At 73.7% G+C, this 13201-nt stretch carries 13 protein-coding genes; 2 read left to right on the top strand and 11 right to left on the bottom strand.

The features are described 5' to 3' along the window. Positions 1-2: 2 nt before the first annotated feature. Genes ACI79Z_RS05385 through ACI79Z_RS05335 form a run of 11 tightly spaced genes read right to left on the bottom strand, consistent with a single transcriptional unit; the run spans position 3 to position 11492 of the window. Complete coding sequence (locus ACI79Z_RS05385; protein WP_456901955.1) at positions 3-1613, bottom strand: hypothetical protein; 1611 nt, start codon at positions 1611-1613, stop codon at positions 3-5. Between the two features lie 6 nt (positions 1614-1619). After that, complete coding sequence (locus tag ACI79Z_RS05380; RefSeq protein ID WP_456901954.1) at positions 1620-2327, bottom strand: phage baseplate assembly protein V; 708 nt, start codon at positions 2325-2327, stop codon at positions 1620-1622. After that, positions 2324-3406 carry a phage late control D family protein gene (locus ACI79Z_RS05375; RefSeq protein WP_456901953.1) on the bottom strand — a complete coding sequence of 361 codons (1083 nt, stop codon included), beginning with the start codon at positions 3404-3406 and terminating at the stop codon, positions 2324-2326. The genes ACI79Z_RS05380 and ACI79Z_RS05375 overlap by 4 nt, the downstream gene beginning before the upstream one ends. Beyond that, positions 3406-3576: a hypothetical protein gene (locus ACI79Z_RS05370; RefSeq protein ID WP_456901952.1), complete on the bottom strand. Its 171-nt coding sequence runs from the start codon at positions 3574-3576 to the stop codon at positions 3406-3408. The genes ACI79Z_RS05375 and ACI79Z_RS05370 overlap by 1 nt, the downstream gene beginning before the upstream one ends. Beyond that, the gene (locus tag ACI79Z_RS05365) at positions 3573-4280 is read right to left on the bottom strand and encodes a CIS tube protein (protein WP_456901951.1); all 708 of its coding nucleotides are present in this window, start codon (positions 4278-4280) and stop codon (positions 3573-3575) included. Before ACI79Z_RS05365 ends, ACI79Z_RS05370 begins: the two co-directional genes overlap by 4 nt. Beyond that, on the bottom strand, positions 4273-4740 hold the full coding sequence (locus ACI79Z_RS05360) for a phage tail protein (RefSeq protein ID WP_456901950.1): 468 nt from the start codon (positions 4738-4740) through the stop codon (positions 4273-4275). The genes ACI79Z_RS05365 and ACI79Z_RS05360 overlap by 8 nt, the downstream gene beginning before the upstream one ends. Beyond that, on the bottom strand, positions 4737-7550 hold the full coding sequence (locus tag ACI79Z_RS05355; protein ID WP_456901949.1) for a hypothetical protein: 2814 nt from the start codon (positions 7548-7550) through the stop codon (positions 4737-4739). Before ACI79Z_RS05355 ends, ACI79Z_RS05360 begins: the two co-directional genes overlap by 4 nt. 3 nt (positions 7551-7553) lie before the next feature. Beyond that, complete coding sequence (locus tag ACI79Z_RS05350; protein ID WP_456901948.1) at positions 7554-8006, bottom strand: phage tail protein; 453 nt, start codon at positions 8004-8006, stop codon at positions 7554-7556. 10 nt (positions 8007-8016) lie between these two features. After that, positions 8017-9948: a phage tail sheath family protein gene (locus ACI79Z_RS05345; RefSeq protein WP_456901947.1), complete on the bottom strand. Its 1932-nt coding sequence runs from the start codon at positions 9946-9948 to the stop codon at positions 8017-8019. A 48-nt stretch (positions 9949-9996) separates the two neighbouring features. Continuing rightward, positions 9997-10905 carry a hypothetical protein gene (locus ACI79Z_RS05340; protein ID WP_456901946.1) on the bottom strand — a complete coding sequence of 303 codons (909 nt, stop codon included), beginning with the start codon at positions 10903-10905 and terminating at the stop codon, positions 9997-9999. Further along, positions 10902-11492, bottom strand: a complete 591-nt coding sequence (locus ACI79Z_RS05335; protein ID WP_456901945.1) for a DUF4255 domain-containing protein — start codon at positions 11490-11492, stop codon at positions 10902-10904. The genes ACI79Z_RS05340 and ACI79Z_RS05335 overlap by 4 nt, the downstream gene beginning before the upstream one ends. Positions 11493-12363: 871 nt before the next feature. Here ACI79Z_RS05335 and ACI79Z_RS05330 point away from each other — a divergent pair. Then, entirely contained in the window at positions 12364-12648 is a 285-nt protein-coding gene (locus ACI79Z_RS05330) for a type II toxin-antitoxin system Phd/YefM family antitoxin (protein ID WP_456901944.1), read from the top strand. Then, the gene (locus ACI79Z_RS05325) at positions 12645-12932 is read left to right on the top strand and encodes a type II toxin-antitoxin system RelE family toxin (protein WP_456901943.1); all 288 of its coding nucleotides are present in this window, start codon (positions 12645-12647) and stop codon (positions 12930-12932) included. Before ACI79Z_RS05330 ends, ACI79Z_RS05325 begins: the two co-directional genes overlap by 4 nt. Positions 12933-13201: the final 269 nt, after the last annotated feature.

Raw genomic sequence — 13201 nt, 5'->3', positions numbered from 1 at the left:
GGTCAGCTCGCTCTCGGCAGGCAGGTCTTGAACAGCGGCAGCCAGAAGAAGACGATGTTGAGCAGCGACACGATGATCATGAGCAGCACGAGCGCGCAGATCGTGATGATCGGGATCGACAGGGCGCACACCATGCCGAGGTCCAGGGGCTGCTCGTCTGGGATGTCGCCGTCGTCGAGGTCCTTCAGCTTGATGGCCACGATCCGGTCGATCTGCCTGCGCAGCTGGGCGGACAGCTCCATCGACACCGCTCGGGGGTGCTTGCGCAGCCCCTGCAGCGAGGTGTCCACCGGCAGCACGATCCGGATCGGCCGGACGGGGGCGTCCGGGTCGTACAGGTGCGCGAACCGGAACGGGGCGGTGGGCTCGCTGAGCGTCAGCCGTTCCGGTGGCCGGCAGAGCGGTCGCTCGTAGACCAGCCGGGCGACGTAGACCCCGCCCGTGGTGCGGTCCTCCGGCACCGGTCCGCCGGCGGGAGGCGCCGCCGGGCCGGACGCACCGGCCTGCTCGCGCAGCGCGCTGTCCACCGCACCGAACAGTGCGTCGGACGTCGTGTCGCCGTCGGGGTCGACGCCGAGGGCGGCGACCGCCCCGCTGATGTCGGCGACCGCCATCCCGGTGACCGGCTCCGGGGCACCGGCCAGATCGGCGAGCACCAGGTCGCGCCCGGCGTGGGCCGTGTGCAGCGCCGACAGCCAGGTGGGTGCGTGCGGCGCGGGCCCGAAATCGTGCCGCGTCAGCAGCGCCACCAGGGCTCCCCGGTGGCCACCGGTCGCGGTGCCGGCCCAGACCCCGGGCAGCTCGTCGGCGAGGAGGCCGGCGAGGTCGACCAGCGCGAAGAACGCCGCCTCCCGGAAGAGGCCGACGGCTCCGGGCCGGTCGTTCCCCAGGGCCGGCGTCCCGGCCAGCTGCAGCAGCGCGCGGAGACCCAGCACGGCGCTCTCCAGCCGCGCCCGTCCCGGCAGGGCGAGCACCGCGATCGGGTCGCCGGTGCCGGAGGGCACCGGTGGTGGCGGCACCGCCTGCTCGTAGCGGTCCCGCGCCGAGACCGGGACCAGGCCGGCCAGCATCCGACGGCGGTGCCGGTCGGCGTACGTGAGCGGGAACAGGGGCAACCGCTCCTCTCCTGGCGCCAGCGCCCCCGCGGGGTCCACCCAGGCGCCGCCCGCCCCCGCGGGCACCCATCCGAGCTCCCGGTAGGTCGCCGGAGCGGCGGGGTCCACCGTGCAGCCGGTCACCGGCGCGAGCCGGCGCAGGACGTAGAACGCCGACTCCGCGCAGCCGGGCCGAACCACCTTGTCCGGCAGCCCGTACCGGGCGCAGACGAGAGCACCGGTGACGAGGTAGAACCGGCTGTGCATCGGGTGGTACAGGGTCGGGACCCCGGCCCCGGCCGCCCCGTCGAGTCCCGCGGCGGGCTGCCGCCAGGTCTCGGGGCGGACGACGAACCCACCCACGTCCCGGTGCTCCCGGTCGTGCAGCTGGTCCTGCAACCGGGTCATGAAGTCGTCGGTGTCGAACCGCAGGACCACCGGGCGGTCCAGCGCGAGGGCGCCGTCGAGCGCGGTACGCCACAGCGGCGGCGCCGTCCGCCACACCACCCTGTCGCTCACGGCGGCCTACCAGATGTTCCCGGCGCCGGGGGTGTAGCTGGCGCTCACCACCGAGTTGGTGATGACGGTGTCGGCCTGCAGGACGCCGCTGAACCGCGCCATCCCGGCGTTCACCGTCACCGAGCCGGCGCTCATCTCCACGGTGCTCGCGGTCAGCGACACCCTGGCGCTGCACTGGACCGTGACGCCGCCTGCGTCCAGCGTCACGCTGTTGCCGTTGCCGTCCTCGGCGGTGATGGCAGCCGCGGCATCGGTGAGCGTCACCGATCGACCGCCCGGGGTCTCCAGCCGGAGCCGCTCCCGGCCGTCGGCGTCGTCCAGGGTGATGACCACGCCGTTGCGGGAGTGGATCGCCCGGATGTCGTTGCCGCTGCCCATCGTCTCCGGGGGTGCGTCCTGACCGTTCCACAGGGCGCCGATGACGTAGGGACGGCGCGGGTCGCCGGCCTCGAACACCACCACGACCTCGTCGTCCACGTCCGGGACGAACCAGGTGCCGCGCCCCGCGCCCGCCATGAGGGTGGACAGCCGCGCCCAGGCCTCGTAGCCGTTTCCCTCGCCGTCGGGGGACCACGGCAGCCGGATGCGCACCCGTCCCTGCCCGTCGGGGTCCGTCACGCCGCTCACCACGGCCGGGTACACGCCGTAGAACCGCGGACCGGCGGCAAGGTGACGCGGTGCCCCGCTGCCGATCAGGTCGTCGGTCACGGTCACGCGACACCTCCCAGCCCGGGCCGATCGGCCCGGAAGCGCGTCTGGTAGCCGAGCCGCTCGTCGAAGGTGTGCTCCACCTCCACCAGGACGTAGCGGCCGCTGAACCCGGGCCCGAGGCCGGCGAGCGCGACCGGCGTGCCGACCCGCAGCCGGGCGTCGCCCTCGGAGCGGCCGTGGGCGGTGACGAACCGCCGGGCCGTGGCCCGCATGACCGCCTCCGCCCGCGCCCTGGCCTCCTCGGGGGTGAGCGGCGCGGTCTGCACCACCGTCTCGGTCCGCGGCCCCAGGACCCGGTCGAGCAGGTCGACGCCCGCGGTGTCCCCGCCCAGCTCATCCTGGACGACGGCGGGACCGGCACGCGCGGTGATCGCGTCCTTGGCGGACACGTCCCACCCGCTGACGACGACGTCGCTGCGCTGCCGGGCGAGGTCGGCGAGCACCGACAGCTCTCGCAGGTCGCCGTTGTACGTCAGGGTCACCTCGGGGGCGCCGGCCCGCGGTCGAGGAGCGACGTGCACGGTGGTCCCGTCGATCCACAGCTCGGCGCCGAGCAGCCGGGCCCGGTCGCGGACGAGCGCGAGGTCGCTCTGGTTGAGCTGTGCCACGTGCCGGTGGGCGGGACCGGTGACGTCGACGACCGCGGACAACCCGTGGCCGCCGACCACCTGCCGGATGACGTCAGCGTCGGTGACGTCCTCGAAGCTGCGCGTGCGCCTGGTCATCCGCAGGTCCTGCAGGCGGTCCTCGGCGAGGAAGACGATCTCCGGTGGCCGCTGTCCGGGGTAGTGCGCCTCGATGCCGGTGACCACACCGGAGAACACCGCCCCGGCACGGTCGCCGTCCCCCATCCGGACCACCACCTCGCTGCCGAAGTCGAGGAGGTCGCGGGTGTTGAAGACGAACCCGTGGCCGCCGTCCCGCAGACCCCAGTTGCCCACCACGAGCTCGCACCGGGAGAGCCCCTCGTCGGTCTCGGTGGCCACGACCGAGAGCACCCGGGTGGTCAGCTCCAGCGACTCCGAGCCGCCGACCTCCACGACCGGCCGGGCCGGGTACAACGCGCCGGTGGGCAGGGCCATCAGTCGGCCCACACCCGCTCGGCGCGGTCGGCGACGTGCCGCAGCAACGCGCGCAGCTCGAACGGTGTCTGTCCCGCCGGCAGCGGGGGCCGCGCCGGCGAGCCGGGCGGCGGCTGCGGGGGCGTCTCCTCCCGGGCGGTGACCTCGAGCTCGTTGATGATCACGCTCATCGTCCGCTCCTCCCCCCGCCCGCGGCGGACAGGTCGACGAAGGTGCCCGTCGGCAGCCGCCGGGGGTTGTCGATGCCGTTGGCGTCGGCCACGGATTGCCACCCCGGGGCACCGGAGCCCCGGCCGCTCCGGCGGCCGAGCATCTGCTGCAGGCTGTCCCCGTCCCGGACCTGCTCCCGTGGGGTGGTACCCGGGACCCCGCCGCCGGAGCTCGGCGGCGGCGGCTCGTGGAACTGGATCTCCTGGCTGGTGATGGAGACCGACACCCGGGCCCGGAGCGGCCGCCCCTCGCTGCTGAACAGCTCCAGGGTCTCGTCCATCGACTCCATGACGCCCTCGAACAGGAACGTGCCCCAGCTGAACCGCACGGCCGGCGGCGCCAAACCCTCCCCGTGCGGGACGGGGGTGATGAAGTGGTTCACCTGCTTGGTCAACCGGCGGACGTCGTCGACGTCGGCGAGGGCGGAGGCGTCGAACCACAGCTCGACGGTCAGCTTGGTGGAGCTCTTGCTCACGAACTGGATGGCCGCGCCGCCGGACTGGTCGCCGCCCTCCATCGTGTTGGAGTAGACGACCTTCAGGGTCTCGGGGTTGAACTGCACGACCACCGTCGTGCCCGGGTCGGTCTCCCGCGAGGGGGCGTCCTCGTCGGCGAGCACGATCTCCACCAGGCGGGCCTTCGCCAGCGCCGCCGTCTCAGGCACCGCGATCACCTGCCGGCGGGGGCACCATCCGCAGACCCGAGAAGGCGATCTCGACCTCCTCGACGGCCAGGCCGCCTTCCTTGGCGTTGAGGCCGGGGGCCTTGAGCTTCACCGGCAGACAGCCGGAGAGCCGGATCGAGTACGCGGTCGCGCTCTGATCGGGGGTCCGTACCTCGATCTCGCAGTCGGCCCGCCGGTGCCGCTCGTCGTCCCGGTGGACCTGGTCGAACCACGCCCACAGGTCGAAGTTCTCGGTCATGCCGCGCTTGAGCACGAGGGTGCCGTACGAGACCGGCCCGGCGAGGTGCACGGGGCCGGCGTTGTTGCCGCCCTCGCGGATGGTCTTCGGCGGCGCGGAGACCTCCAGTCCCGAGCACTCCGCGAACGCCGCCTCGCACAGCGGCCCGCCGTCGCCGCCGGTGTCGATGCGCACGTGGAAGTTGAAGGTCTGGTGGATCATGGCACGGCCTCCCGCGTCCCGGTGCCGCCCGTGAGGACCAGGCGGACGGTGAGGAACTCCAGCGGTCGCGAGGGCGCGATGCGGACCTCGACGGTGAACCGGCCGAGGTCCACCGCCGCCGGCGGGTTGACGTTGGTGCCGGTGGACACCTCGAACGCCTCGCCGGGCGTGGCGCCGGCGAGGGCACCGCGGCGGAACAGGTCCGTGAGCAGCCGGTCGAAGCGCAGTTGCACGATCCGGCGCAGCTCGGCGTCGTGCGGCTCGAAGACGACGCCGACGCCCTCCCGGTCAGCCAGTCGGCGCAGCAGCATGACCAGCCGGCGCACGTTCACCGGGCGCAGTGCTGCGGTCCGGCTCATCGTCGTGGCGGTCAGTGCCAGGAACCCGGAGGGGTCGGCGGCCACCGGGTTGACCCCTGCGGCCGACAGGTCCGCGTGCCGCGCCGGGTCGAGCACCGGGTCGAGGCCGACGACGCCGGCGAGCGGACGCCGCGCGGGAGCGGTCCAGGCGCCGCGGGAGAGTGCACGGGCGGCGTACGTACCGGCGACCGCGCCGTCCGGGGGTACCGGGCGGACTCCACCGCCCTCGGACGGCCACCCGACGACCGGCCAGGGGTGGTAGAGCGCGCCGTAGTCCAGGACGCCGGCCTCCGCCTCGGTCAGCGCCGGGACGCCCGCGGCCAGCGTCGACGGCAGCGCGGGCCGCCCGGACGACGTGAACGCGGGCCCGCCGCCGCGGAGCGCACCGGCGTGACGCACGGCGTCGTCGGTCGTGCTCCCCCCCGGCAGCGCCAGCAGCACCAGCACGTCGCCGCGCGCGGCGCACCAGCGCAGCGCGGCGGTCTGGACCGCGCGCAGGTCCAGCCACCCCTCGGCCGCGGCGCGGGGGCGCGCGCGCCACGCGAGCCGGTCACCGGTCCACTGCTCCCGGACCGGCGGCCGAGGCGGCACCCCCACCGGGTCGCAGGGCTCGAACACCGCTGCGGGCGCGAGCGCCACCACCACGTCGGACCACGGGCCCGGCTCGATCCCGCGCCGAGCCCGCACCCGGGCGTACACCGCCCGCGGGCAGCGGGACCCGGCGTCGACGAGCGCTGCCGTGCCCTGCGCGGTCAGCCGCCGCGGGGCTGGGAACACCGGGCTGTCACCGTGCTCGATCTCGTAGTCCCCGGCACCCGGGACCGCCGTCCAGGTCAGGTGCACCGCGCCGCCGGCGACCGCCGCCACGGTGAGCACCGGGGCCGCCAGCGGCTGCGGCGGGGGGATCGTCGTCCGGTCCCACCCCGTGTGGACCGCGTCGGGCACGCTGAGCAGGGTCACCTCGTCCAGGGCCACCGTGGCGTGGATCCCGCGCAGCCGCCGGGGCCGGTCCTGGACGAACGCCAGCTCCCGGGCGGTCGGCAGGACGGTGTCGACGCCGAGCCCGGCCAGTGCCGGGTCGACGAACAGGGCGGCGGAGAAGGACCCGGTCCCATCGCGGTCGGGCGCGGGTGCGGCGCCGACCTCCGCGGGCGCGGGGCCCAGGACCACGGCCGCCGGATCGGTGGTCAGCCCGACGGGCAGCGGAGCCGGTCCCGGCTCCGGGGCGGCGAGCGGGAAGCGCGGCCCCAGCGTCTCCCGCTCGAACGCCGTCAGCACCCGGACCTCGACGTCCGCCGGGTCGGCGCGTCTGGACCCGTCCCCGGTCCGGGGGATCCCGGCGAGCAGCGAGTACGCCGTGTCGTCGTCGGGCAGCGCCGCCAGGCCCCGGTGGTGCCCCGGGCCCAGACCGAGCCCGTCGAGCTCTGCGACCAGCCGGTCGGTGTCCCGGACGGTCAACCGGAGCCGCTGCACCTCGGTCGGCACCGGCTCCGACGGCACGAGGTCGCGGTCGGCCGTCCAGGCGGCGGGCAGCGGCCGCAGGCTCACCGATCGCTGCACGGGGAACCGGTGGCCGGGACCGACCGGGTCGAGGAGCGGCTCCCCCACCCACAGCATCGTGACCTCCCCGCCCGGTGCCGCGGCCTCGACCCCGAGCGCGTCGCCGGCCAGGACCGTGCCCGAGACGTCGACGACGACCGGCCCGGTGGGATCGGCCGGCCCGACCGCCAGACCGGGCACGTCCACCGTCCCGGCCTCCGTGATCCGCCGGACGGTGGCACGGGGCGGCACGGCCACCGGGGCGGCGGAGAGCAGCCAGCCGGCGTCCGCGTCCAGGTCGACCGCGATGCCGTCCGGGGCCGGCGCCACGGCGGTCACCGGGACCGATGCGCGACGCCCCCCGCCGAGCGTCAGGAGCAGCGCATCGCCGGGGACGACGTCGGTGCCGTGCTCGACGAGCAGCGCCGCGTCGCCGAGGACGGCGGCCCGCGTCGCGGCGACCTGCAGGCAGGCTCCCGCCCGGAGCCCGTCGGACCACGCCCCCGGGGAGCGGGCGGGCAGGGCCAGGAGCCGCCACCCGGTGACGGTGCCGTCCCGGCGCCCCGGGACCACCAGGCCGGGCACGGGGAACCGGTTGGTGACCGCCCCGCCCTCCCCCGTGGCGGCCACCCGGACCACCCACGCGCGCGCACCGCCGTTGCCGAAGAACCCCTCCACCGCGGGACCGAGTTGGCCGCGGACGGCCGTCCCGTCGTCGGTCCGGGCCAGCACCGGGTCGGGGCCGAAGACGTCGCGGAAGGTGACCGCATCCTCCACGAGCACGGGCACGTCGACCGGGCCGGAGGAGGCGAAGCCCACGAAGGCGCAGATGTCCATCCGGGGCAGGGCGTCGGCAGGCGGACGCGGTACCGGCTCGAAGGTGATGCCGGGCAGGGGCGCAGCGAGGGACATAGGTCAGGCCGTCTCCTCGACGATGTCCCCGCAGGCGAGTGTCAGCTCGCTGATGGCGACGTCGGTGGCCTTGCCGCTGAGCGCCGGGCCGGTGTACTTCACCGGGCACACGTCCTTGAGGCTCCAGGTGTGCACCGGCTCGCCGTCCTCGCTCAGCAGCTCGATGGTCACGCTGCGGAGGGCCTCCTGCTGCTTGCCCTTGCGGACCAGGTCGAGCCAGGCGTAGAGCGTGTCGTCCCCCATCACGCCGCGCTTGAGGGTGACGTCGGGGACCTTGTAGACGCCGGTGACCTTGTCCGGGGCGTTCCCGCGCTTGTTGCCCGCGCGGTACTCCTGCACGGTGATCTCGACCCCGAGCCCGGAGACCTCCTGGAACCCGGCCTTCGGGTCGCGCTTGTCGGGGCCGAAGTTGACCAGGAAGTTGAACGCCGAGTACGGCCGCTCCCGAAATGGCATGCCGGCTCACCTATCCCGTGACGTCGAGGGTCTTCTGACCGATGCGGAAGACGACGAACTCCGCAGGCCGCAGCGGAGCGATGCCGACCAGGCAGATCAGCCGCCCGTTGTCGAGGTCGTTCTGGGTCATCGTGGTGCGGTCACACCTGACGAAGAACGCCTCCGCGACGGTGTCACCGAGCAGGTGGCCGGAGCGCCACTCGGCGAACAGGAAGTCCTCGACGGTGCGCCGCACGTTGCTCCACAGCGCCGTGCCGTTCGGCTCGAACACCGCCCACTGCGTGCCCTTGTCGATCGAGCGCTCGACGAACGCGAAGTACCGGCGCAGGTTGACGTACTTCCACTCCGGGTCCGAGGAGATCGTCCGGGCGCCCCAGACCCGGTAGCCGCGGCCCTCGAAGAAGCGCAGGCAGTTGACCCCCTCGGGGTTGAGCACGTCCTGCTGCCCCTTGTTGATCGGCAGCTCGAAGTCGACCGCCAGGCGCACCACCTCGTTCGCGGGCGCCTTGTGGACTCCCCGCTCGATGTCGTTGCGGGCGTAGACGCCGGCCAGGAACCCCGAGGGTGGGGTGGTGATCTCCGACTCGGTGACCGGGTCGGCGATGGTGATCCAGGGGTAGTAGAGCGCGGCGTGCTTGGAGTCGAACTGGGCGCGGTACCGGCGGACGTCGCTGACCAGCGCCCCGTCCGGGGAGTCCACGACGGCGATCCGGTAGCGCATCCGCTCGGCATGCGACACCAGTGCCTGGACGGTGGCCTCGCTCGCGGTGGCGAACCTGTCGAGGCCGCCGCGGCTGGAGCCGGGCGTCGCGACGATCGAGATGTCCTCGAGGTCCTCGAACGCCAGCAGACCGGACTTCGCCCCGTCCGCGGACTCGTCCCCCGCGTAGGCGGTCGCGTCGGGCCGGATGCCGTCGCTGCCGCCGTCGAGCCGGCAGCGGACCCGGGCCGGCGTGGCCCCCGCGGTGGCGGGCAGCTGGGCCTGCTCGATGAGCTCGGCCACCGAGGCGACCGGGGGCGAGGACGTGACCGGCACCCCGCCGAGGAGCGCGTCGAGCAGAGCCGCCCCGTCGTCGAGGGTGGCGGCGTCCAGCACCAGCGGGACGTGGAGCGCGGTCGCCCGGTCCTGCGGCTCGGCGGCGAAGGTCCGCACGAGCGAGGCCGTCCGGTGGCGCGGGTCGGGGTTGAGGTTCTCCCAGACCTGGTCGTCCATGAACCGGCCGAGCCGGCCGACGGTGACCGTGACGGTGACGACCCTGACCTCGTCGGCGCCGTCGCCGACGATCTGCGCCAACGACGTCGGCGTGCCGCCCCGCAGGAGGACGTTCACCTCCTGCTGGGACGCGTCGTCGAAAGCACGGTCGACCACCGCGAGCTCCGGCTCCACGGGCGGCGAGGTCACGGATCTGACCAGCACGGTGTCCCAGCGCAGCGCCCCCGACAGGGTCGGCGGGTCGCCATCGCCCGGCCGGACGAGGATGTTCGGGCCGACCCTGACCTCGACGGTGACGACGGCGTTGCCGGCCAGACCTGGCCAGCGGGCGCGCAGGGAGACGACGGGGTGGCTGGGGGTCCCGGAGAGCACGCAGCACCCGTGGTCCGGGAAGCGGTCCTCCAGCGCTGCGGCTGGGTCGGCGGAGGGTTCCCGGCTGGGCGTGAAGGCACGCGCCACGTACAGGCGCCGTCCCCCGTTCTCGAAGAAGCCGCGGACCGCGTGGGCGAGGTCGTTGTGGTGACTGACCTGCTCGTAGAACAGCTGGTCGAGCCCCCCGTAGATGCGCTCGAAGTCCAGGAAGCTGGTCAACAGCTCCGGTTCACCGCTCGTGGGACCGAACCGCGTCGGACCCACGAACCCCGCCGTGCTGGTGCTCACTCCCTCGATGCTCTTCTGGCGGAACGTCGTCTCCTCGACGTACACCCCGGGCGCCAGGTACTCAGGCATCGGTGCTCCTCCTTGGTGGCCGGACGAGGTCGGACGGGCGGGAAGGAGTCACCGGGCGCGCTCCACGTACAGGAACGAGGAGCGGCGGGGGTCCGCGATCCCCGCGGTGGCGAGCTGCAGCTCCCGGCCGTAGTCGAGGTGCGCGGCCATCGTCCCGGTCGCCGGTCCGGCATCGTCGGTGACGATCGACGCCGCGCCCTGGCAGTAGAGGGTGTGCGCCCGGGGCACGCCGACGCCCAGGGGGAACGACAGGGTCTCCGGCGCCCACCGCACCCGGACCGTGACCGGCCACTGCTGCTCGTCGGTGGGGATGCCGGGCCGGCCGGCCGGGATCGACTCGGGCGGCGCGGCGCCGTGGAACAGGGGGTACGGGAACGCCACGACCACGTTGCCTGCGGCGTCGGCGACCCCGCTCGCGCGCACCGCTCCGGCCTCCACGACGACGACGGAGTGTCCGGCCGGGGAGCCGGTGGCCCGGTCCCGCAGGGAGGCGCGGACCACGGCCACAGACGGTGGGACGGATCGGGCCGGTGCCGACATCAGGAACATGGGGAGGTCCTGCGGGACGTCGGTCACCAGGGTGGTGCACCCAGCCAGGGCGTCGGCGGCCGTGGCCACGCCCCTGCGCGGCGCGGCCAGCCGCAGCACGGTGGGCAGGAAACGGCCGAGCCGGTCCTCGACGAGGACGTCGACCTCGACACCGTGCCCGCTGGGCGGGTCGGTGAACTCCCGGCGAGCACCCGGCTCCGGTCGCGGGAACTCGACGTCCCTGAGGCCCGGGACGGCGCTGAGCGCGTGCACGCCACCGGGTGTCGCGAACCCGCGGCGGAACCGGCCGGAGGCCGTGGCAGGGCGCGCCGACACGACGAGGCCGTCGGTGATGGGGGCGTCGGTGAGCAGGTCCCAAAACGCGACACCGAGCGGGGTGAACCGCTGGGTGGTCTCCACGACGGTCATCGCGCCCCCTGGAGCTGGTAGTCGGCGACGCGGTCCTGCACCGGTGCCCCGTGGACCAGTTCGAAGGTCGACTCGAGCCGGACGCTGCGGGCGACGTAGGGCACCGACAGTTGGTACGTGGCGGCGCCGAACAGCTCCCACAGGTGCAGGAGGTCCTCGGTGACCAGGTCGGCGAGCAGCACCTCGACGGCCTCGTCGTCGCGGAAGACGTCGGCGGTGCGCCGGTTGAGCAGCCCGGCGGGGAGGACCCGGTGGTCCTCCAGGGTGCGCATCATCCAGCCGGCGATGGCGTGCTGCAACGACGGCTCACGGGCCCAGGCGGTCAGGATGAAGAACAGGTCCAGCGGCAGCTCCGGACGCAGCCGCGTCCCGGTGCCGGTGTGCCGGCCGGCGGGCGTACGCGGGGTGTCGCCCACGTAGACCCGGTAGAGGAAGAGCGAGACCCCGGCCTGCAGGCCCGTGGCGAAGCCGCCGGACGGCAGCACCCGGAACTCCAGCTCCTGGTTGAAGCTGACCGGGTCGTAGTTGTCACGCAGCAGGTCGGTGACCGCCTGGCACGTGGACTCGATGCCGCGATGGCTTGCCACTGCGCCTCCTGCGCCGGAGGGACGAGAGGCGGAGAGCGTCGCGGCTCCACGTCACTCCTCCGTGACCGGGGCGTGGACGGCCACCACGTACGGCGTGTCGACGTGGTCGACGCAGGGCAGGAAGGCGGCGGTGACCAGTTGCGCCTTCTCCTGGTCGAGCCGGCGGACCGGGTCGGCGCACCCCGTGCAGGAGGGCTGCAGGGAGAGCCGGGAGCCCAGCAGTTCACAGCTCCCCGTGGCCCGGACGATCGGGGCAGTCGACGCCGTCTCCCTGCCACGGGTAGCCCACGACCTGGGCGGGCAGGGGTGTTCTCCGGCCGCGTCTCCCTCTGGATGCCGACGTTCCGCGAGGCGGTCAGCCGCTGTGCGACCTCCTGGGTCCGGAGGAGGTCAGCCGGTCACGCGTCGAGTGGCCCGATACAGCATCAGCTGATCTCCGAACGCGGGTCGGTGCCCCAGACCGGCGAGACGCTGAGGTCGTGCGGGCGCATCGTGAGCGTTCCACGGGCGCGGGCTGCTGGTCGACGCTGGACCGCGGGAGACCTGAGATGGGGTTGGGGTGCGTTCGTCGGTCGTCTGTCGGGGCTCGGGTCGCCCACCAGACCGCTGACCTGCGGTGCTGCTCCCCCGATTGGACTCGAACCAATAACCCTGCGAGTTGATCTTGACGGTGTTGGTCACCGTCGGTCAGTGGTGAACGTGCAGGTCAGCGGTCGTTCTCGTTATTGACCGGTGCTGGTCATCGTCGGGCGTCGGGGGTCGTTTGTTGGTCGTAAGTTGGTCGCGTCGTCGACGCGCCTTGGATTCGCCCGGCTCCCACCCCGTCAGGCGGAGCTAGACCGGCACCACATTTTTGGTCATACTTCTGACCATGACGACGTTGTCCTTGGCCGATGCCAAGGCTCACTTGTCCAAGCTGGTTGCTCGGGTCAGCGGGCAGCACGAGCGGGTCTATGTGACCGTGCACGGCAAGCCCTCCGCCGTCCTGCTCGCCACCGAGGACCTCGAGTCGCTCGAGGAGACCATCGAGATCCTCGCCGACGCCGACGCCATGCGGCGGCTGCACGCCTCCGAGGCCGAGCTCGCCCGCGGGGAGGCCGAGAGCCGCGAGGACCTGGACGCGGCCATGGCCCGCCGACGCAGCCGGCCGCAGTGACCGGGGACCAGGACGCCTACCTCCTGGCCATCACCCCCACCGCCCGCCGCCAGCTCACCGACCACCTGCCCGAGACCGTCGCCGCGGCCGCCTACGAGTTCATCGTCGGCCCGCTGCTGGACAACCCCCACCGCGTGGGCAAGCGACTCCGCTCGCCGCTGGAGGACCGGCACAGCGCCCGCCGCGGCACCTACCGCGTCGTCTACCGCATCGACGACGACACCCGGACCGTCACCGTCCTCGACGTCGCCCACCGCCGCGACGCCTACCGATCCGGCCGCTGACCGCACTTCCCGGACAGCGGACAGACCTCCAGCGCATCAAGCCGCCTGCCACCTTCACTGAACCCGGGGCGGTTCACCCGTGAACCTCGCGTCGGAGCAGTCAGTGCAGTGGTGCAGCCGCAACTTCTGTCGGTATGTCCTGGAGGAAGGCGACGTCGTCTCGGATCCGCCGATGCCGAGTCGGCCAGGCCTGCAGCCAGCGAACCCGGGAAGCAACAGACTGGCCGAGGATGTCCACTCCGTGGACCGGGTCCCACGACCGCAGACAG

It is taken from the genome of Geodermatophilus sp. SYSU D00663 (assembly GCF_054050655.1).
The sequence above is the reverse complement of the archived record's forward strand: the minus strand, read 5'-3'. Positions and strand labels throughout refer to the sequence as shown.

Excerpts from the sequence above, each read along its gene's own strand:
- ACI79Z_RS05370 (WP_456901952.1), bottom strand. The coding sequence starts at position 3,576 with ATGAGCGTGATCATCAACGAGCTCGAGGTCACCGCCCGGGAGGAGACG.
- ACI79Z_RS05355 (WP_456901949.1), bottom strand. The coding sequence starts at position 7,550 with ATGTCCCTCGCTGCGCCCCTGCCCGGCATCACCTTCGAGCCGGTACCG.
- ACI79Z_RS05375 (WP_456901953.1), bottom strand. The coding sequence starts at position 3,406 with ATGGCCCTGCCCACCGGCGCGTTGTACCCGGCCCGGCCGGTCGTGGAG.
- ACI79Z_RS05350 (WP_456901948.1), bottom strand. The coding sequence starts at position 8,006 with ATGCCATTTCGGGAGCGGCCGTACTCGGCGTTCAACTTCCTGGTCAAC.
- ACI79Z_RS05345 (WP_456901947.1), bottom strand. The coding sequence starts at position 9,948 with ATGCCTGAGTACCTGGCGCCCGGGGTGTACGTCGAGGAGACGACGTTC.
- ACI79Z_RS05360 (WP_456901950.1), bottom strand. The coding sequence starts at position 4,740 with ATGATCCACCAGACCTTCAACTTCCACGTGCGCATCGACACCGGCGGC.
- ACI79Z_RS05330 (WP_456901944.1), top strand. The coding sequence starts at position 12,364 with ATGACGACGTTGTCCTTGGCCGATGCCAAGGCTCACTTGTCCAAGCTG.
- ACI79Z_RS05340 (WP_456901946.1), bottom strand. The coding sequence starts at position 10,905 with ATGACCGTCGTGGAGACCACCCAGCGGTTCACCCCGCTCGGTGTCGCG.